At 68.5% G+C, this 19,414-nt stretch carries 19 protein-coding genes; 5 read left to right on the top strand and 14 right to left on the bottom strand.

Annotated elements, in window-relative coordinates; translation table 11 throughout:
- Window positions 1–35: 35 nt before the first annotated feature.
- From Tbon_RS07970 to Tbon_RS13845, 11 genes are read right to left on the bottom strand one after another with little or no spacing between them, the layout of a single operon-like run.
- Window positions 36–1,535 carry an NADH-quinone oxidoreductase subunit N gene (locus Tbon_RS07970; RefSeq protein WP_158067188.1) on the bottom strand — a complete coding sequence of 500 codons (1,500 nt, stop codon included), beginning with the start codon at window positions 1,533–1,535 and terminating at the stop codon, window positions 36–38.
- Window position 1,536: 1 nt separating this feature from the next.
- The gene (locus tag Tbon_RS07965; protein WP_158067186.1) at window positions 1,537–3,042 is read right to left on the bottom strand and encodes a complex I subunit 4 family protein; all 1,506 of its coding nucleotides are present in this window, start codon (window positions 3,040–3,042) and stop codon (window positions 1,537–1,539) included.
- Between the two features lie 4 nt (window positions 3,043–3,046).
- Entirely contained in the window at window positions 3,047–4,951 is a 1,905-nt protein-coding gene (nuoL, locus tag Tbon_RS07960) for an NADH-quinone oxidoreductase subunit L (protein WP_158067184.1), read from the bottom strand.
- Window positions 4,952–4,969: 18 nt separating this feature from the next.
- Complete coding sequence (nuoK, locus tag Tbon_RS07955; protein WP_158067183.1) at window positions 4,970–5,278, bottom strand: NADH-quinone oxidoreductase subunit NuoK; 309 nt, start codon at window positions 5,276–5,278, stop codon at window positions 4,970–4,972.
- Window positions 5,279–5,282: 4 nt separating this feature from the next.
- Window positions 5,283–5,783, bottom strand: a complete 501-nt coding sequence (locus Tbon_RS07950; RefSeq protein ID WP_158067181.1) for an NADH-quinone oxidoreductase subunit J family protein — start codon at window positions 5,781–5,783, stop codon at window positions 5,283–5,285.
- Entirely contained in the window at window positions 5,783–7,147 is a 1,365-nt protein-coding gene (locus Tbon_RS07945; RefSeq protein ID WP_158067179.1) for a NuoI/complex I 23 kDa subunit family protein, read from the bottom strand. The genes Tbon_RS07950 and Tbon_RS07945 overlap by 1 nt, the downstream gene beginning before the upstream one ends.
- Window positions 7,144–8,301, bottom strand: a complete 1,158-nt coding sequence (gene nuoH / locus Tbon_RS07940; RefSeq protein WP_158067177.1) for an NADH-quinone oxidoreductase subunit NuoH — start codon at window positions 8,299–8,301, stop codon at window positions 7,144–7,146. The genes Tbon_RS07945 and nuoH overlap by 4 nt, the downstream gene beginning before the upstream one ends.
- Window positions 8,298–9,455 (bottom strand): NADH-quinone oxidoreductase subunit D, encoded by a 1,158-nt coding sequence (locus Tbon_RS07935; protein ID WP_158067175.1) that lies wholly within the window; start codon window positions 9,453–9,455, stop codon window positions 8,298–8,300. The genes nuoH and Tbon_RS07935 overlap by 4 nt, the downstream gene beginning before the upstream one ends.
- Window positions 9,456–9,495: 40 nt before the next feature.
- Window positions 9,496–10,014 (bottom strand): NADH-quinone oxidoreductase subunit C, encoded by a 519-nt coding sequence (locus Tbon_RS07930; protein ID WP_158067174.1) that lies wholly within the window; start codon window positions 10,012–10,014, stop codon window positions 9,496–9,498.
- Entirely contained in the window at window positions 10,011–10,571 is a 561-nt protein-coding gene (locus tag Tbon_RS07925) for an NADH-quinone oxidoreductase subunit B (protein ID WP_158067172.1), read from the bottom strand. Before Tbon_RS07925 ends, Tbon_RS07930 begins: the two co-directional genes overlap by 4 nt.
- The gene (locus Tbon_RS13845) at window positions 10,568–10,930 is read right to left on the bottom strand and encodes an NADH-quinone oxidoreductase subunit A (RefSeq protein ID WP_192497835.1); all 363 of its coding nucleotides are present in this window, start codon (window positions 10,928–10,930) and stop codon (window positions 10,568–10,570) included. Before Tbon_RS13845 ends, Tbon_RS07925 begins: the two co-directional genes overlap by 4 nt.
- Window positions 10,931–11,323: 393 nt before the next feature.
- Between Tbon_RS13845 and rpsT the strand changes: the two genes are divergently transcribed.
- The 3 genes from rpsT to Tbon_RS07905 all read left to right on the top strand — a co-directional run bounded on the left by rpsT (window position 11,324) and on the right by Tbon_RS07905 (window position 13,903).
- Entirely contained in the window at window positions 11,324–11,605 is a 282-nt protein-coding gene (gene rpsT, locus Tbon_RS07915; RefSeq protein WP_158067168.1) for a 30S ribosomal protein S20, read from the top strand.
- A 127-nt stretch (window positions 11,606–11,732) separates the two neighbouring features.
- On the top strand, window positions 11,733–12,578 hold the full coding sequence (locus Tbon_RS07910; RefSeq protein ID WP_158067167.1) for an SDR family NAD(P)-dependent oxidoreductase: 846 nt from the start codon (window positions 11,733–11,735) through the stop codon (window positions 12,576–12,578).
- A gap of 50 nt (window positions 12,579–12,628) precedes the next feature.
- Complete coding sequence (locus tag Tbon_RS07905; protein ID WP_158067165.1) at window positions 12,629–13,903, top strand: ABC1 kinase family protein; 1,275 nt, start codon at window positions 12,629–12,631, stop codon at window positions 13,901–13,903.
- 29 nt (window positions 13,904–13,932) lie between these two features.
- Here Tbon_RS07905 and Tbon_RS13840 read toward each other — a convergent pair whose 3' ends face one another.
- Window positions 13,933–16,224: a hypothetical protein gene (locus Tbon_RS13840; protein WP_192497834.1), complete on the bottom strand. Its 2,292-nt coding sequence runs from the start codon at window positions 16,222–16,224 to the stop codon at window positions 13,933–13,935.
- 235 nt (window positions 16,225–16,459) lie between these two features.
- Between Tbon_RS13840 and Tbon_RS07895 the strand changes: the two genes are divergently transcribed.
- Window positions 16,460–17,440 (top strand): M23 family metallopeptidase, encoded by a 981-nt coding sequence (locus tag Tbon_RS07895; protein ID WP_158067163.1) that lies wholly within the window; start codon window positions 16,460–16,462, stop codon window positions 17,438–17,440.
- Window positions 17,441–17,449: 9 nt separating this feature from the next.
- Here Tbon_RS07895 and Tbon_RS07890 read toward each other — a convergent pair whose 3' ends face one another.
- Window positions 17,450–18,304, bottom strand: coding sequence for an alpha/beta fold hydrolase (locus Tbon_RS07890; RefSeq protein ID WP_158067161.1), 855 nt, complete (start codon window positions 18,302–18,304; stop codon window positions 17,450–17,452).
- A gap of 81 nt (window positions 18,305–18,385) precedes the next feature.
- Between Tbon_RS07890 and Tbon_RS07885 the strand changes: the two genes are divergently transcribed.
- Window positions 18,386–18,949 carry a hypothetical protein gene (locus tag Tbon_RS07885; RefSeq protein ID WP_158067159.1) on the top strand — a complete coding sequence of 188 codons (564 nt, stop codon included), beginning with the start codon at window positions 18,386–18,388 and terminating at the stop codon, window positions 18,947–18,949.
- Here Tbon_RS07885 and Tbon_RS07880 read toward each other — a convergent pair.
- Window positions 18,946–19,410 (bottom strand): hypothetical protein, encoded by a 465-nt coding sequence (locus tag Tbon_RS07880; RefSeq protein WP_158067157.1) that lies wholly within the window; start codon window positions 19,408–19,410, stop codon window positions 18,946–18,948. The two genes, Tbon_RS07885 and Tbon_RS07880, sit on opposite strands and share 4 nt — an antisense overlap.
- Window positions 19,411–19,414: the final 4 nt, after the last annotated feature.

Raw genomic sequence — 19,414 nt, 5'->3', positions numbered from 1 at the left:
GCGAGGTGCTTAAGGGACGGGAAGCGGCGCCCCGCTCAGTGCGCCTGGACGCGGGCGGCTGCCGCCGCGGAGGCCGCATCGAAGAGCGGGCGGGCGGCCCGCTCGGAGAGTTCGAAGGCCGGGCCGGGGTACATGCCGATGAAGAGGATGCCGACCAGGAGCACGGCGGCCAGCCCCCAGAGCACGGGCTGGACGCGGTAGCGGCTGGCATCGCCGACGGGGTCGAAGAGGTACATCTGGCGGATGACCATGAGGTAGTAGTAGAGGCTGATGAAGCTGTTCAGGACGGCGAGGGCGACGACCCAGATGGTCTCGTCGGTGGTGGCGCCCTGGAGGAGGAAGAGCTTGGTCGCGAAGCCTGCGAAGAACGGCAGGCCGGCGAAGGAGAAGAGCGACGCGGTAACGACCAGCGCAAGGAAGGGCTGGGTTTCGGCGAGGCCGCGGAGGCCGGCAATCTCTTCGCTGCCGGTGCGGTTGACGGCCGCGGTGAGGGCGGAGAAGAGGGCGAGGGTGGTGACGATGTAGCCGATGAGGTGGACGAGGAGGCCGCTGGTGGCGTTGAGGCCGACCTGGGCGTCGCCGTAGCCGAGGGCGGCGATGGTGATGAGCATGTAGCCGACCTGGCCGATGGAGGAGTAGGCCACGAGCCGCTTCAGGTTCTTCTGCTGGATGGCGATGAGGTTGCCGACGGTCATCGTCAGGGCGGCGAGGGCGAGGAATGCCCAGCGCCAGGTTTCGGCGTCGGTGACGAACGCGCTGGAGAAGAGGCGGAGGATGAGGGCGAAGCCTGCGGCCTTGGAGAGCGTCGAGAGGAAGGCGGTGATGGGGAGCGGAGCGCCTTCGTAGGCATCGGGGGCCCACATGTGGAACGGAGCAGCGGAGACCTTGAAGCCGACGCCAGCGAGGATGAGCATCAGGCCCACGACAACGGCCGGGTCGAGGCCGGAATCGCGGCGGGCATAGGCTTCAGCGATGCCGGCGTAGCTGCTGGTGCCGGCCGAGCCGTAGACGAGGGAAAGGCCGTAGAGGAAGAGCGCGCTGGAGAAGGCGCCGAGGAGGATGTACTTGAGGCTGGCTTCGTTGGAGCGGAGGTCGCGCTTGAGGATGCCGACGAGGATGTAGAGGGAGAAGGAGAGGACTTCGAGGGCGAGGTAGGCGGTGAGCAGCTCGGTGGCGCCGGCCATGATGGTCATGGCGGAGCCGGCGACGAGGAGGAGGCCGTAGAACTCGCCGTGGTCGACGCCCCTCTGGCGCTTCAGGAATTCGGCGGACATGAGGGCGACGACGAAGACGATGCCGGCGGCGAGGAGGCGGAAGAAGCTGGTGAAATCGTCGCTGAGGAAGAGCCCCTGGTAGGACTTGGGGTCGCGGTCGAGGAAGGCGAGTCCGGCGCCGAACCAGGCGAGCGCGCCGAGGGCTGTCAGGTAGGCGAGGACGTCCTTCCGGAACTTCGGCGCGAAGAGTTCGATGGCGATGACCAGGAGGGCGACGCCGCAGGCGATGTACTCGGGGACGAAGAGGGCGTAGTCGCGCATGTCAGCCGGTGACCCCCGGGAGGAGGGTGACAGTGTGGCCCACCCGGTCGATGAACGGCGCCCACCAGACGCCCATGATGACGATGGAGGCGATGAGCATGGCGCCGGAGAGGCGTTCGAGCGGGGTGAGGTCCTTCAAATCCTTCCAGTGCGGATTGGTGGGGCCGAAGAAGACGGTCGCGAACATGCGGAGCATGTAGGCAGCGGCGAGCGCTGCGGCGAAGATGGCGAGGGCGCCGAAGACCGGGTAGGTGCGGAAGGTGCCGACGAAGATGTGGAATTCGGCGGTGAACCCGGAGAACCCGGGGAGGCCGACGTTGGCGAGGCCGGCGATGGCGTAGAAGATGACCCAGAGGGGCATCACTTTGGCAAGCCCGCCGAACTCCTTCATGTCGCGCGTATGCGCCTGGTCGTAGAGGGCGCCGATCATGAGGAAGACGAGGGCGGTCATCACTCCGTGGGAGAACATCTGGAGGACGGCGCCGGTAATCCCGATGGTGTTCATGGTGGCGAGGCCCATGAGGACGTAGCCCATGTGGCTGACGGAGCTGTAGCCGGAGATGAGTTTGAAGTCGCGCTGGGTGAGGGCAGCGGTTGCGCCGTAGACGGCGCCGACGGTGCCGAGGACCATCAGGGCGGGCATCCAGAACTGCGCCCCTTCGGGGAGGAGCTGGATGCCGAGGCGGATGATGCCGAAGGCGCCGAGCTTCATGAGGACGCCGGCGTGGACCATGGAGACGGCGGTCGGGGCCGACATATGGCCGTCGGGGGACCATGTGTGGAACGGCCAGAGGGCGGCGAGGACGCCGCAACCGACGGCCATGAGCGGGAAGATGACCTTCTGGGCGGTCGGGCTGATGGTACCGTTTTGGCCGGCAGCCCAGAGCGAGGGCAGGTCGAAGGTGCCGATGTTGGCCTGGTGGAAGACGGCGAAGATGCCGATCCAGATGAGCACCGAGCCGCCGACAAGCATCAGCGTGAGCTTGGCTGCGCCGTACTCCTTCCGGGTCGAGCCCCAGACGCCGATGAGCAGGTAGAGCGGCATGACGGCGAGTTCGTAGAAGAAGAAGAAAAAGAAGAGGTCGTAGGCGAAAAAGGTGCCGTAGACGCCCGCGAGGAGGATCCAGTAGAGGATGTAGAAGTCTTTGTTGCGGTACTCGATTTTCCAGCTGGCCAGGGCGCCGGCGAACGCGACGACGCCGGTGAGGAGGGCGAGGAGGGCGGAGATGCCATCGACGGCAAGGCGGAGGGCGATGCCGTTTTCGCCGAGGAAGGCGGTGTTTTCGACCCAGGTCCACCGGAGGTTCATCTGGGCCTGGTCGCCGCCGACCTGGTAGGCGGCGAAGATGTAGATGGAGAGCGCCGCGAGGATGGCGCCTGTGACCGCGGAGATGTAGCGGACGGCCATCTTCTGCGAGCCGGGGGTGAAGACGAGGATGAGTGCCGCGAGCAGCGGCACGGCGATGGTGGCAAGGACGACGTAGCCCTGGCCTTCGTCGAAGGTCATGCGATTAGCCCCTCACCGCCAGGCCGGCGAGCGCAAGCCCGATGACACCGACGGCAACGGCCATGGCGTAGTTCGGGACGCGTCCGGTCTGGAGATATTTGAGAACACCGCCGGTGAACCCGGTGACCTGCGCCGAGCCATCGACGCCGGTGTCGTTGACGACGTAGCGGTCGAACCAGGAGACGATGTAGCTGACGCCGAGGACGCCGCGGTCGATCATGCCCTGGTAGAGCTCATCGAAGTAGAACTTGCGGCGGAGCATGTCGTAGAGGCGGGGCTGCCAGTTCGCGAGGGCGGTGGAGCGGCGGAGGTCGTTGCCCCAGTACATCCAGCCGGCAGTGAAAATACCGGTGACGGCCATGGCCACGGACGCGGCGGCGAAGCCCCACTTGAGCTCGTACTCGTGCGGGCCATGGTGCGGCAGGAAGATGAACTCGGTGATGCCGCCCGGGAAGCCGAGCGCTTTGCCGACGTCGTGGAAGACGACGAACCCGCTGGTCGCGGCGAGGACGGCAAGGAAGACGAGGGGCCCGGTCATGACGGGCGGGGTCTCGCGGGTGTTTTCGTACACGTGCGGGTCGGCGGGCCGGCCCATGAAGGTGCGGATGAAGAGGCGGGTGGTGTAGAAGGCAGTGGTGACGGCGCTGATGCCGAGGAGGATGACCGCCCAAGCGCCCCACTTGTGTTCGAGGGCGACAAAGATCTCGTCCTTCGACCAGAAGCCGGCGAGCGGCGGGAGCCCGGCGAGGGCGAGCGAGCCGATGAGGAAGGTGGTGCCGGTGATCGGCATCTTCTTCCAGAGGCCGCCGAGGCGGTCCATCTCCTGGTTGTGGTGGGTGCCGATGATGACCGAGCCGGCGCCGAGGAAGAGGAGCGCCTTGAAGAAGGCGTGGGTCATGAGGTGGAACATGGCGACGGCCGGTTCGCCGGCGCCGAGGGCGACGAACATGAAGCCGAGCTGGCCGACCGTGGAGTAGGCGAGGACCTTCTTGATATCGGTCTGGGCGAGGGCGATGAAGCCGGTGAGGAGGGCGGTGACGAGGCCGACGATGGTGACGACGAGGAGCATGCCGTCGGCGACTTCGAACATGGGGAGGAGCCGGGCGGTGAGGTAGACGCCGGCGACGACCATCGTGGCGGCGTGGATGAGGGCGGAGACGGGAGTGGGGCCTTCCATGGCGTCGGGGAGCCAGACGTGGAAGGGGACCTGGGCGCTCTTGCCCATGCAGCCGAGGAAAATGAAGGCGAGGGCGGTGAAGAGGTACGGCTGGCTGAAGTGGCCCTCTTCGGCGAGGTGGATGAGCTCCTGGATGTTGAAGGTGCCGCCCTCTTTCCAGAGGAGGATGATGCCGATGAGGAGGCCGACATCGCCGATGCGGGTGGTGACGAACGCCTTTTTGGCGGCCTCGGTGGCGGAGCGCTTCTCCCAGTAGAAGCCGATGAGGAGGAAGGAGCAGACGCCGACGAGCTCCCAGGAGATGTAGAGGAGGAGGAGGTTATCGGCCATGACCAGGAGGAGCATGGAGGCCGCGAAGAGCTGGAGGACGGCGTAGAACCAGAAGTAGCGGGGCTCTCCCTTCATGTAGCCGAGGGAGAAGATGTTGACCATGAGGGCGACGGTGGTGATGACCCCGAACATGACGATGGTGATGGGGTCGATGAAGATGCCCATCCGGAGGGTGAAGGTCTCCCCGATGGAGGACCATTCGATATCGTTGACGACGGGTCCGATTTTGCCGGGGGTATCGAGGAAATCGGCGAGGACGACGAAGAAGAGGACAAAGGACGAGGCGATGGCGGCGATGCCGAGGTAGTCGCCCCCGCGCGGCAGGGCGCGCCCGAAGAGCGCGAGCACCAGAAACACGCCCGCCGGGATAGCGGCGAGCACCCAGGCCTGTTCAGCTCCCATGCGTAGTCCTGGCCCCTTTTACCACTTCATGGTTGCTGCTTCGTCGACGTTCGCGGTCGCGCGGTTCCGGAAGAGCCGGATGACGATGGCGAGCGCGAGGCCGACTTCGGCAGCTGCGACGGTGATGATGAACACGGCGAAGATGGCGCCGACGATTCGACCCGGGTCGAGGTAGGCGGCGAACGCAACGAAGTTGAGGTTCACCGCGTTGAGCATCAGTTCGACGCTCATGAGGATGAGCACGGCGTTGCGGCGTGCGAGGACGCCGTAGACGCCGAGGGAGAACATGACGGCGCTGAGGGCGAGGTAGTTTTCCAGCGGTACCATCGGTCTACTCGCCCTCCTCTTGCCGAGCGACGATGATGGCCCCAATGAGGGCTACCAGCAAGAGGACGGAGGCGAGGATGAAGGGGAGGCCGTAGTCCTCGAACAGCCGCTGGCTGATGGTTTCGATGGCGATGTTGGTCGGCGCTTCGGTGTTGCCGACCCATTCGGTGCTCAGCCCCGCAACCAGCAGGACGGCGGCGATGGCGGCCCCGGCGAGGAGCGCGAAGGGCGCCTGGGGCCCGTTGACCTTTTCGGCGCGGCCGCTGGGGTCGGCGCGGGTGAGCATGAGCGCGAGCAGGACCAGCACGGTGACGGCGCCGCCGTAGATGAGGAACTGGGTCAGCGCGAGGAATTCGACGGTCATGAGGACGAACATGACGCCGACACCGGCGAGGCTGCCGATGAGGAAGATGGCGGAGTGGATGACCGAGCGGGAGAAGACGACGCCGGCCGAGAGGATAGTGATGAGGATGGCAAAGACCCACCAGATGACTTCGGTTGCCATTACTCAACGCCCTCCGGCAGGGTGCCGCCCAGCTCTTTGATCGTCTGGATGACATCCTCGGGGATGGGTTCGCCCTTCGCGAGGGCTTCGCGGGCGCGGCGCTCGGCGCGCATGCGGCGGGCGCGGACCTTTTCGAAGCTGTTCGGGTCGCCCTTTGGGCCGGTGCCGACGCCCGGCGGCGGGGTCCAGGCGCCGCTCTTCGCTGCCCCGGCGGCGCCGCCCGCGGCCGGCGCTGCCGCCGCGGCTCCGCCGCCGCCCTGTGCGGCGAGGGTCTGCCAGATGCTGCCGCCGGGGGCGAGGTCACTCCCCAGCTCGTAGAGCGTCTTCGCCAGCTCCTCCGGGATCGGCTCGCCCTTCTCGGTCAGTTCCTTGAACTGGCGCTCGGCCCGCATCCGGCGCGCGCGGACTTTCTCGTAGCTGTTCGGGTCGCCCTTCGGACCGATGCCGATGCCGGGCGGGAACCGCATGGTGCCGTCGGGGTTGGTGCCGGAGAGCACCTCGCCGGCGGGGGCGCCGGTCCCTGCGGCTGCGCCCGGGGCCGCGGCGGGCTGCCCCGGCTTCAGGTTCTTGTAGTACTCGATGCGGTCGAGAATCTCCTGCGGGACAGGCTCGCCGCGGTCGAGGTAGGCCTTGGCTTCGCGCTCGGCGCGCATCCGCTTCGCGCGGATTTTCGATTCGGAGAGGACCTCGGCCTCGCCGCCAGCGGCTGCGGCTGCCCCGGCTGCGGCAGCGGACGCGGCGGTCTTCGGCTTCTCCGGTTCGCGCTCCTGGATGGCGGCGGGCTCGCCGCGGGCGATCCGTTCGAGCTGGCGCTGGCGGTCCTCCGGGCGGCCGCCGACGAAGGAGGGGGGCGGCGGCTCCTCACCTTTGGCCTTCCGTTCGAGCGCTTCGATGTTGTCCTGCGGGCGGAAGGGGTGGACGAGCTGGCCGCTGCGGGCGACCTTCGTGAGCTCGTCGATATCCATGTGGAGGTCGCGCCGGTCGTAGACGGAGTGCTCGTGGCCCGCCCAGGTGTTGTCCATGACGATGGCTTCGAAGGGGCAGACCTCGACGCAGATGTTGCAGCGCATGCAGCGCGCGTAGTCGATCCAGAACTTGTCGACGATTTTGCGCCGGTTGCTGGTGCCCTCGGCGTACTTCGGATTGTCCTTCATCACCGCGGTCATGCAGTCGACCGGGCAGTTGCGGACGCAGACGTTGCAGCCGGTGCAGAAGGGCTCGTCGTGGTCGAAGTCCCAGGTGAGGACCGGGAAGGAGCGCTGGCGGATGGGGAGGACCTTCCGCTCGTCGGGGTATTCGATGGTGACGGGCTTCCGGAGGAAGGTGGAGAAGGTGACGCCGAGGCCTTTGAGGATGCCTTTCATGACGACGACGCTCCGAGGGTGCGGTAGGTGCCGAGGAGCCCTTTGGTCGAGCGGGCAGAGGCGTGGCGGATGATGAGGAAGATGAGGAAGGCGGCGCCGAGCGCGCTGGTGAGGGCGAGCAGCTCCTGGGGCCACTCGTAGTAGAGGATGATGCCGTTGACGACGAGCTGGAGGAAGGAGAGTTCGAGGAGAACCTTCCAGCTGAAGTTCATGAGCTGGTCGATGCGGAGGCGGGGGACGGTGGTCCGGATCCAGATGATGACGACGACGATGGCGAGGGCCTTGGTGAAGGTGGTTGCGAGCTGGACGGCCCAGTGGCTGTCGACGCCGAACGGCCAGGCCCAGCCGCCGAGGAAGACGACCGAGCCGAAGACGGCGAAGCCCCACATCGAGGCGTATTCCGTGAGCTGGAACATGCTCCAGCGGATGCCGGAGTACTCGACGAAGTAGCCGCCGACGATTTCGGATTCGGCGACGGGGATATCGAAGGGTGCGCGGTGGAGCTCGGAGAGCATCGCCGTGAAGAAGATGAGGAAGGCGAGCGGCTGGAGGACGATGTAGGGCCGGTCCTCCTGGAGGGCGGCGATGGTGTTGAGGTTCAGGGTGCCGACGCCGTTGCCGGTATCGGCGCCGGTGATCATGACGACGCAGAGGAGCGAGACGACGAGCGGGATTTCGTAGCTGATCATCTGGGCGGCGGCGCGGATGCCGCCGAGGAGGGCGTACTTGTTGCCGGAGCCGAGGCCGGCCATGAGGATGCCGACGATGTTGAGGCCGAGGACGGCGAAGACGAAGAAGACGCCGAGGGCGAGGTTGCGGACGCCCCAGTTCTCGGCGAAGGGGAGGACCATGAGGGTGAGGAGGACGGGGATGAAGGTCGCGTAGGGCGCGAGCTCGAAGACCCAGCGGTCGGCGTTCTTCGGGCGGATGTCCTCCTTGCCGACGAGCTTGAGGGCATCGGCGAAGCCCTGCCAGAGGCCCCAGGGGCCGGTGCGCATGGGGCCGAGGCGCTGCTGGAAGCGGGCGACGAGCTTCCGTTCGCCGTAGGTGCTGTAGACGACGATGACCGTCATGGCGAGGACGACGATGACGATGCGGATAACGGCATCGAGCCAGGCGGGGAGCCCGAAGAGGGGGTCGGCAAAGAGCATCATTTATCGACCTCGCCGAGCACGATATCGAGGGAGCCGAGGATGATGATGGCGTCGGCGACGTAGGTGCCGATGACCATTTCGCGGAGGGCGGAGAGGTTGCAGAAGGAGGGCGAGCGGAGCTTCATGCGGTAGGGCTTGTTGCCGCCCCTGGCGAGGGCGTAGACGCCGTATTCGCCCTTGGTGCCCTCGGTGCGGACGTAGCATTCGCCGCTGTCGATGCGGAGCGTCTTGGGCAGGTCGGGGTTGAGGACGAGTTCGCCTTCCATCTGGGAGAGGGCATCGAGGCACTGCTCGACGATGAGGGTGCTCTGCCAGACTTCGGCCATGCGGACCATGAAGCGGTCGAAGACGTCGCCGGTGGTGCCGGTGGGGATATCGAACTTGAGCTCGGGGTAGACGCTGTAGGGCTCGTCTTTGCGGAGGTCGAACCTGTAGCCGGTGGCGCGGAGGCAGGGGCCGGTGAGGCCCCAGGCGATCGCCTGTTCGGGGGTGACGGGGGAGAGGCCGCGGCAGCGTTCGACGAAGATTTCGTTGCCGACGAGGAGGCCGTCGAAGTCTTCGAGGCCCTGGCGGATGGAGCCGAGGAGCCAGCGGACCCGGTCCTGGTAGTTGTCGGGGAGGTCCATCTGGACGCCGCCGGGCCGGAAGTAGGTGGGGAACATGCGGTCGCCGGCGACTTCTTCGAAGAAGTCGTAGATGCGCTCGCGTTCGCGCCAGGCGTAGATGAAGGAGGTGCCGAAGGAGCCGACGTCGGCGCCGAAGGCGCCGAGGAACATGAAGTGGGAGAGGATGCGGGAGAGCTCGACCATCATGACGCGGATGTACTCCGCGCGGCGGGGGACGGCGATGTTGCCGAGCTTTTCGACGGCCATGCAGTAGGCCATTTCGCAGGCCATGCCGGCGAGGTAGTCGGTGCGGTCCCACCAGCCCATGGACTGGCGGTAGTCGTGGTTCTCGGTGAGCTTTTCGAGGCCGCGGTGGAGGTAGCCGATGTAGGGCTCGCAATCGACGACTTTTTCGCCGTCGACGGTGAGGACCATGCGGAAGACGCCGTGGGTGGCCGGGTGCTGGGGCCCGACGTTGATGGTCATATCGACGGTTTCGAAGCCGTCGTCGGCGAGGGCGCGGAGACGCTCTTCGGGCCAGATGCTCATGCGGCGTACCTCGGGCTGGCTCGGCGGATGGCGGCGGGCATCAGAACGGGAACCCCGGGGTAGTGTCTTCGATGCCCTGCAGGATCTCGGCCTTCTGGAGCGGGTGGGCCTTGAGGAGGGGGTGAATGCGGACGTCTTCGTCGAGCAGGAGGTTCTTGAGGTTTGGGTGCCCATCGAAGACGAGGCCCACCATCTCGGCGGCTTCGCGCTCGTGCCAGTTGGCTGCGGGGTAGAGGTCGGTGATGCTCGGGATGTGGGGGTTCCCCGGCGGCGTGAGAACGGTGACCTGGACCGACTGCCGGTTCTTATAGGAGAAGAACTGGTACTTGCAGGCGAGTCCCTCTTCGAGCATGTCGATGCCGACGATGTTGCGGAGGAAGTCGAAGGCGAGGTCGCGGTGGTTCTTCAGCTCTTCGACGACGGCGCGGAAGTGCTCGGGCGGGACATCGATGTTGGCGTCGGTGGCCGTCTGGGAGATGGTGACGGGGAGCTTGCCGAACCGCTGTTCGAGGAGTTTGACGACCTGGTCGATGGGCTTCGGGGCGAGGGGCTTGCTCATCCGACCATCCGCCTGTCTTCCATGATTTTCTCCTGGAGTCGGAGGAAGCCATCGAGGAGCGATTCAGGGCGCGGCGGGCAGCCGGGGACGTAGACATCGACCGGGATAATCTTGTCGACGCCCTGGAGGACGCGGTCGTATTCGGTGTAGGGGCCGCCGTTGGTGGCGCAGGCGCCCATCGAGATGACGTACTTCGGGTTCGGCATCTGCTCGTAGAGGAGCTTGATGGCCGGGGCCATCTTCTTCGTGACGGTGCCGGAGACGATCATGACGTCGCTCTGGCGGGGGCTGGGCCAGGGGACGATGCCGAAGCGGTCGAGGTCGTGGTTGGCCATGAAGGTGCCGATCATTTCGATGGCGCAGCAGGCGAGGCCGAAGGTCATGGGCCAGAGGGAGCTCTTCCGGCTCATGGCGAGGACGAGGTCGGCGCCGGTCTGGATGACGCCGGGAAGGACGATACGGTAGGCGGCGCGGGTTTGGGGCAGCTCGACCGGGCGGAGGCGTTCGGGCTCGGCGCCGTAATCGGGGACGTAGGGCGGGACGGTCGCTTCGCTCATTTCCACTCCAGGACGCCTCGCTTCCAGGCGTAGACGAGGCCAAGGCTGAGGATGGCGATGAAGAGGATCATCTGCCAGAAGATGAATTCTGCGAGCGAGAGGTAGGTGATCGCCCACGGGAAGATAAAGACGGTTTCGACGTCGAAGAGGAGGAAGACGATGGCGACGAGGTAGTAGCGGACGTGGACCTGGGCCCAGTTGCGGCCAATGGGGAGCATGCCGCACTCGTAGGAGAGGCCCTTGGCGCGCTCACGGGCGAAGGGTGCGAGGAGGCGGGTGCCGATGAGGGCCGTGAAGACGAGGATGAAGCCGGCGATGGCGGCGATAAGGATGGCGGACCACTGGTCGTAGAAGCTCATAGGGCGCACCGGATGCGGGGGAGCAAGGCCACGATGCGGCGTGCCGGGGCAGGGCAAGGCGAGGTGGCTGCTGCACTCATCGGCGGCGCGGGCTCCCAGGGCTTGTGCGACGGGCACGGGCTCGCGAGGGGCCCGGGCCCGTGCGGTCGTGAAGAAGCACACAAACTCTACCTTCGGCGGGCAGGGGAGGGCAAGGGGAGGGAAAGGAGGGAGGAGGGAGCCCCGCAGCCCTGCCGCCGCCGCCCCGAGGGAGGAGGGAGGAGGGAGGAGGGAGCAGGGAGCAGGGAGCAGGGAGCGGGGAGGAGGGAGCGGGGCGACCGGATTGCTCGATGCGGGGGCGGTTGCTACCCTCAAGGTTCGGCACACACCAGATCTGCCCCGGGTTCGTACCAGATGGCTCACCATAAGTCCGCTATCAAGCGCTGGCACCAGTCGCTCCGCGAACGGGAGCGCAACCGCTCGCGGCGCACCCGCGCCCGCAATGCTATCCGCAAGCTCCGCGAGGCGGTCGCGGCCGGCGACGGCGACGCGATCAAGGAAGCCCTCAGCCGGGCGTATTCGGCAGTGGACCGCGCCGCGAAGAAGGGCGCCATCCACGTGGGCAAGGCCGACCGCCTGAAGCGCCGCATGGCGCACCTCGTCCAGAAGGCCCAGTCGAAGCAGAACGCGGCCTGAGCACCGCCTTCCCGGGGCACCAGGAGACCGCGACGCCCGCCGCCCGGCGGGCGTTTTCGTTGCGCGCGGAACGAGGTCGGTTCGGCTACAATCCCGACGCTTACGTTGACGTCAGGGAGGGACCCCATTGGGCAGGCTGGATGGCAAGACGGTGATTGTGACCGGTGCGAGCCGGGGCATCGGCGCGGAGATTGCGCGCCTGTTCGCTGAAGAGGGCGGGCGCGTGGCCTGTGTGGCGCGCACGCTGCGGGAGGGCGATCACCCGCTCGAGGGCTCGCTGGAGCACACGGTCGAGACGATCCGGAAGGCGGGCGGCGAGGCGATCCCGATCGCCGCCGACATTTCGGAGTACGAGCAGTGCGTGCGGGCGGTGGAGGAGGCGCGGAAGGCGTTCGGGCCGATCGATGTGCTGGTGAACAACGCGGCCCTCACGTACTTCATCCCGATCAAGGACTATCCGATCAACAAGTGGCACCGGTCGATTGCGGTGAACTTCCATGCGCCGTTCTACCTGAGCCAGCTGGTGCTGCAGGACATGCTGCCTCGGAAGTCGGGCGCGATCGTCAACATTTCGAGCGGGGCGGCGATCGGGCCGGGCCGCGGGCCGTACCCCGAGAACATCGGCCGGGGCGGGACGCTGTACGGGGCGGAAAAGGCGGCGCTGGAGCGGTTCACGCAGGGGCTGGCGAGCGAGGTGTACCACGACGGGGTGAGCGTGACGTGCGTTTCGCCGTCGCAGGTGGTGCCGACGCCGGGGACCGTGTTCCACCACCTCGTGACAGGGATGGACGACCCGCGGGGCGAGCCGCCGATCCTGATGGCGAAGGCGGCGCTGCTGCTGGCGACCGAACCGAAGGAGAAGGTGGCGGGCCGGGTGACCTACAGCCAGGAGATCCTGCTCGAGTTCGGCTGGATCAGCGAAGGGAAGGGGCTCGGGGTGGAGCGGAAGGGGTCGGGCTACAGCCAGATCTGACTGCGCGGCCGGGCCGGGGGACCGCCCCGGCCCGGTATACTGCTCGAACGATGTTCGAAACCGTCCAGCGGCTGCGGCGGTCGGCGCGGGTGGCGCGGACCGGGGCCCGCATCTATCTCGGCTACAAGCGGACCCAGCGGCGTGCGCGGAAGCTGCCGCCGGCGGAGGCCGAGGCGGCATGGACGGCGCGGCACGAGCAGTTTGCCGAGCTGCTCTACCGGCTGGCGACGGACCTGCGCGGCCTGTACATCAAGTCGGGGCAGTTCATCGGCACGCGGACGGACCTGCTGCCCGAGCCGTACACCCGGTCGCTCTCGCGGCTGCAGGATGCAGTGCCGCCGCACCCGTTTCCGGTGGTTCGACGCACGATTGAGGAGCAGTTCGGAGAGGCGCTCGAGGAGCTGTTTGCGGCGTTCGACCCGGAGCCGCTCGCCTCGGCGTCGCTGGCGCAGGTGCACCGCGCCCGGCTGCCGGACGGCCGCGACGTGGTGGTGAAGGTGCAGTACCCGGAGGTCGCCGGGCTGGTGCGGCTGGATGTGCGGAACCTGAAGACGCTGGTCGGCATCGTCGCCAGGCTCGAACCGAACTTCGACTACCGGACGGTGGTGAACGAGATTGCGAGCCAGGTGCCGCTCGAGCTGGACTTCGAGCGCGAGGCGGAGATGACGCGGCGGGTGCGGGAGAACCTGGCACACCTACCGGGCGTTGTCGTCCCGGCGGTGGTCGACGGTTATGTACGTCCGAAGGTGCTCGTCACGGAGTACGTGGACGGGGTGCGGCTCCTCGATGCGGAGCGGCGGGATGCGCATGCGCCAGACCGGGCCGCGCTGGCCGAGGCGATCACGAATGCGTACGGCCACCAGATTATGGTCGACGGGCTGTTCCAGGCGGACCCGCACCCGGGGAACATCCTGGTGCTGCCGGGCGGGAGGGTCGCGCTGCTCGATTTCGGGCTGACGAAGGAGCTGCCGGAGACGGCGCGGCGCGGGTTCGCGCGGCTGGTGCTCGGGACGGCGAACCGGGACCCGGCGATGATCGTGGCTGCCTTCCGGGAGCTTGGGGTGCGGGTGCGCAACGAGGAGCCGGAGGCGCTGCTGGGCACGCTGGCGATCCTGTTCGAGCCGCGGCCGATCGATGCGCCGAGGGCCGAGCTGCGGGAGCGGAACCGGGCGCTGCGGTCGAACCCGGTGGAGCAGATCCCGGGCGACCTGGTGCTGCTTGGGCGGGTCATTGGGCTCCTGCGGGGCGTCTGCGCGAGCCTGGGGACCCCGCTCTCGCCGATGCAGATGCTGCGTCCCTACGCCGAGCGGGCCCTGGCGGGCTGACGCGACGCCGGGGCCCGCCGGCGGACGGTTTAGGTGCTGCGGCGCGCAAGGGCAACCGCCGCCAGGCCGGCAGAGCTGCTCAGCAGGACCAGGACCGCCAGGGCCGCGGGGCCGGGGAGCGCTGCGCGGCCGGCCGCTGGGGCGTTGCCGGCGCGCGGGGGCAGCGGCGTGGCGAGGGCGGCAGGCGGCGGCGCGCCGGTCGCGGAGGAGTCGGCCGGGGGCGTTTCGGTGCTGCTCGACTGCGCGGGCGGGGTCGGCGCCGCGGGCGGGGCCGGGACGGCGGGCTGGGGCGGAGCGGGGGGAGCCGGGGGAGGAGGGGGCGGGTCGGAGGGCGGCAGTTCGTAGCAGCCGACCATGCAGGGCGGGTTCCAGTCGCGGATGTTGAGGAAGGCGAGCGTGACGATTTCGCCGGGCTGGCGGGGCGAGGCGTCGCGGACCGCGAACTGGGCGGTCCAGCCGGGGCGGAGGGTTTCGGCGACGGTGTAGGAGCAGCCGACGGCCGGGGGCAGGTTCTCGAAGAGGGCGACACCATCAGGACCGGTGACGGCGGTGCGCGGCTCGATGCCGCAGCCTGAGAGGGTGAACTCCCAGCCGGCGCCGGGGCGCTCGAAGCCGACGATGTTCTCGGTCTTCGCGACGCGGATGGTGACACCGGCTTCGGCGGGGTCCTGGCTGACGGTCAGCGGCTCGTTGTAGAAGCAGACGAGGACGTGCTCGCCGGCGCCGGGGTTGGCCTCGGGCGTCGCGCCGACGGGTTCGATGGTCACGGGCGCGGTGTCGCCGGACTGGTCGGGGGCTGCGGGGCAGACCAGCCGGCCGGTCTGAATGTCGCAGCCGGTGCGGCACGGAGGGCCGCCGGGCCCGGTTTCGAAGCGGCCGTAGCTCCAGCCGAGGGTGCGGTAGCCGGTCCGGGGCAGCTCGCGGACGGTGTAGCCGCCGGGGGCGAGCACGAGCTGCCCGGGGTCGCCCTGCGCGAAGGTGACATTCGCGGTGAAGTCGGTGCCGACGCCGGCGACCGCGGCAGTGAACGGCGCTGCATCGCCCGGGGAGCCGGGGATGACCTTGGCGACGGTGAGGGTCGGTTTCTCGACGGGCGGGTCGCCATCGAGCCGGGTGTTGTAGAAGCAGATGACCCGGCGATCGCCCGCGCCGAGCTTGAGCTGGACCGGCTGCTCAGCGCTTTCGGGCCCGTCGGGGCAGTAGAGTTCGCCGCCCTTTTCGGCTCCCAGGGCCCAGCCGGCGAAACCGTAGGGCGAACGGGGCAGGATCTCCTCGCTCACCGACCAGCAGCCGGGTTCGAGCGGAAGGGTACCCGGGGACGGCTGACTGAACCCGACCCCGAACGGTGGCGGTGCGATGGGGTCGGTGTTGTCCCCGCACTGCGACACCCAGGCCTGGAAGTTCCGGTCATCGTCCGGGTGGCCGGGGATGACCTTGGCGACGGTGAGGGTAGCGCTGCCGGCGGGCGGGGGATCCCACGGGTCTGTCGGGCGCTCGTTTGCGCGGTTGTAGAAGCAGACGGCCTGGGCGCCGGTTTTGGCGCTGATATCGACTTTCGCGACCGAGGAGAACTCCGTGGGGCTGTCCGGGCAGGAGATCTGGGGCGTGCCATCTTTGCCCAGGGTGATGCGGCCAGGGGCCCAGCCGAGGTTGACGTAGCCCGCCGGGAGGCTGACCTCTTCGGCCTGCCAGCAGCCATCCTTGACCGCGACGCCGGCGGGGGCGCCCTGGCTGAAGGTCACGGAATTTGCCGCTTTGGGGTCGTCGCAGGGGGCATAGGACGCCTGGAAGACCGTCGTATCACCCGGGGACCCGGGCACGACCTTCGCGATGAACAGGTTTGCGTCGTCGCGGGGCTGGTCATTGGGGCCGGAGTTGAACTGGTTGTAGAAACAGACAACCACGGGATCGGCGGCGCCGACCTTCACCTCAGCCTGCGTTGAGCGACTGTCGATGGCTTCAGGGCAGACGGGCGAGCCGTTCTTGTCGAGCTGGCCGAGTGACCAGCCGAGATTCAGGTAGCCGCGCGGAGGCTGTTCGCTTACGAGCCAGCAGTCAGGCGCGACAGAAACGCTCGCGGGTTCCAGCTGGCTGAAGCCGAACGTCTTGCCGTCCTTCGGTTCGGCGCAGGGCGCGAGGGTTGCGAAGAAGGTCGTCGTATCGCCGGGGTCGCCGGGGATGACCTTGGCGATGACGAGGGTTCCATCGGGTTCCTGGGCGAGACCCCGGTGGACGGCGGGGAGCAGGAGGGCGGCTGCGACAAGCGCAACGGCCGCGGCCATGATGGGCCAGCGCTTGGGACGGATGGGACCGGCGGACACGGGAGGAACCTCCGGGTAGGGGCTGGAGGGGCTGCCGGCAGGCCGCGGCGGCGCGCAGGAGCTGCGCCGGCTTGATGGACAGGCCGGTAACACCCGAGAGGAAATTCGGAGGCGGGGGCAGGGCCTAACAGGGCGACCGGCTGCGCCGGCCGCCCGTTATGACGGACTGTCAGCTTCAGCGAAACGGTGTGTCGGCGGGTTGCCCGGCCGCCGGGGATGGGGGAACCTGCGGGGTATGGCCGGCCGGGTTTCGGTGGTCCGCCGATGGGTGCTGGCGGTGTTCGCGGCGGCAGCGTGCGCGGCGGGGACGGCGTGCTCGGCGGGTGCCGACGGGACAGCGGATGTGACGGTGCGGATGGTGACGCCGGCGGGGCCTTCGCCGACGCCGACGCTGCCGCCGGGCGTTTCGCCGACGCCGCTGGTGCCGCCGGAGCTGGTGGTCTCGACGCTGGAGGTGTACCAGGCAGGGGCGCTGCTGGTATCGGTGACGGGCGACGTGATCGGCGGGCAGGTGCAGTTCCTCGGGCGGAAGTACCCGCTGACGAAGGGGAGCCAGAGCCAGTACACCTTTGTGCCGGTCGATACGGACGAACTGCCGGGCCAGCATGAGCTGGTGGCGGATGTCCGCCTGCCCAACGGCACGCGGGGTACGCTCCAGGCGACGGTCACGGTGCTGCCGACGCAGTGGACCGTGGATTACCTCGCCTTCACGCCGGAGCAGACGGCGGCGCTTCTGGACCCGCAGGTCGTTGCGGACGAGCTGGCCCTGCTGAAGAGCATCTATGTCAAGGTAACGCCGCAAAAACTGTGGTCGGGGCCGTGGCTGCTGCCGACGCAGGGGGCGATCACGGCGCGGTTCGGCGAGCAGCGGTCGGTCAACGGGGGGGCGCCGAGCGGCCACCACGGCGGGACGGACATCGGCGCGGCGGAGGGCGCGCCGGTGGTGGCGACGAACTCGGGCGTGGTGGTGCTGGCGCGGGAGCTGCGGGTGCGCGGCAACATGGTCATCATCGACCACGGCGGCGGGCTGTACTCAGGGTATGCGCACCTGAGCAGCATCGCGGTGGCGGAAGGGGACCGGGTGGAGGCGGGGCAGCTCATCGGCGCGGTCGGGAATACCGGGCTTTCGACGGGCGCACACCTGCACTGGGAGATGGCGGCCCACGGCATCCTGCTCGATGCGCTCCGGTTCACCGACGGGACGAACGGGTTCTAGGGCGTCAGCTCAGGACTCGAGGAATTCGCGGACGGCGCGGCTGAAGGCCTCGGGCTGGTGGAGCGGCACCTGGTGGCCGGCGTCGGCGATTTCGATGAGGCGGCCGTTCGGCAGGCGGCGGACCATCTCCTCGGCGATCTCGGGCGAGAGGACTTTGCTCTTTTCGGCGCGGATAACGAGCGTGGGGCAGGTAATGTGTTCGAGGCTTTCCCAGAGGTAGGGGATTTCGACGATGGCGCCGCGGCCGGTGGCCTGGTGGATGGCGGGGTCGAAGCGGAAGACGAGGTTGCCGGTGGCCTCGTCGAGCTGAAGGGAGGCGTAGACCTGGCGGAGGAGGAAGTCGCGGTCGCGGCCGGGGTAGAGGCGGGCGAAATGTTCGATTGCCTCGGCTTCGGTGGCGAAGCCGGGGGCTTTCTGGGCCTCGCCGGTGCTGCGGCGGATGCCGCGGGCGCCCTGGTCGGCCATCTGGGGGCCCATATCGGCGAGGACGAGGTGCTTGAGGCGGTGGGAGTGGTCGCGGGCGTAGGCCATGGCGATGCGGCTGCCGATGCTGTGGGCGACGAGGTCGAAGGCTTCGAGGTCCATCTCTTCGACGAAGCCGCGGAGGTCCATGGCGAAGGCCCAGACAAGGTAGCCGCCGGGGGCGTGCTCGCTTTCGCCGTGACCACGGAGGTCGGGGGCGTAGACGCACCAGCGGTCGACGAACCGCTCGGCGATGTGCTCCCAGTAACGGGCGTTGTTCATGAGCCCGTGGAGAAGGACGAGGGGTTCGTTGTCGACGCTGCCCCAGCGGAGGTAGTGGTGCCGGAGGCCGTGGATGGTGAGGTAGCCGTCTTCGCCGTGGAGGGCCGGTTGGGTGGTCACGGTAGCTGAGTATACGGAGGGGCGGCTTTTGGGGTGAGCGTCCGGGTTGCGGGCGAGGGCGCGCGGTGGTTCGCTAAGGGCATGGCTGAAGCCGGTCCGGGGGAGCGCGCTGCGCCGGAGGTGCGCGGGGTTGCGGGGTACGAGTCGCCCTACCCGTACCTCGACCGCCTGCAGCCGAAGATGGAGGAGCGGCTGGCGCGGCGGGTGCCGGCGACGGGCCGGTTCTGCGGGTTCTGCTATGCGCGGCTGCGGGCGGAGGATGCGGTCTGTCCGTTCTGCGGGACGGCGACGGCCGCGCGGCCGCCGGTGGACGAGATCCCGCAGGAGGTGCTGCGCCTCTACCTTCAGAAGCAGAAGACCGAGGCGCGCTGGGTGCACGGGGGCGCGTTTTTCGGGCTGATCCTGGCCTCGGCGCTCTTCCTCTGGATGGTGATCTGGGGGCCGGGCATCCTCGGACACCCGGCGCTGGCGTTCGGGGTGCTGCTGCTCGGAGGGTACGTGCTGGCGCAGCTCTTCGGGACATTCATCGGGGCCCAGATCGGTTACCGGAGGGGGGCCCGGCGCCGGGACGAAGCCTGGGCAGCCTTCCTCGCGCAGCGTGAAGGCAGCGCCGGGCCCGGCGGGGAGCGGAGCGGGGCGGGCTAGGCGACGAGGCCGGACTCGAGAGCTTCGAGCAGGGCGCGGATGTGCCGGCCGAAGGACGCGCGGATGCGCTCGAGGTCGGCGGGCGGGCAGCCGGCGACGGTGACGCGGAGGGAGCCGCCGACGCGGACGTCGAGGCTGGCGATGGCGGCGAAGCGGAGCGGGGGCACCTCGATGACCTCGAATTCGATGTCTTCGCCGAAGGGGCCGCCGGCGCCCTCGATGGGGCGGGCGGTGGCGCGGAGGGCGAGGTCGCCGGCCTGCCAGGAGCGGAGGATGTGGAAGTCCCAGGTGCCGACGGCGCGGTGCTCTTCGATGCAAGCGTGGGGCGCGGGCAGCTCGCGGCCGAGGAGTTCGCCGAGCAGCGCGAGCACCTCCTGTTCGAAGACGCGCGCTTCGGCGAGGCGGCGGCGCGCGTCCATGGAAAGGTGGGGCGGCAGGATGATGACGAACTCCTCGGCCACGGCG

Origin of the sequence: Tepidiforma bonchosmolovskayae (genome assembly GCF_008838325.1) — a bacterium.
GTDB lineage: Bacteria > Chloroflexota > Dehalococcoidia > Tepidiformales > Tepidiformaceae > Tepidiforma > Tepidiforma bonchosmolovskayae.
Note: the sequence above shows the minus strand (reverse complement) of the source record. Positions and strands in the feature narration are given on the sequence as shown.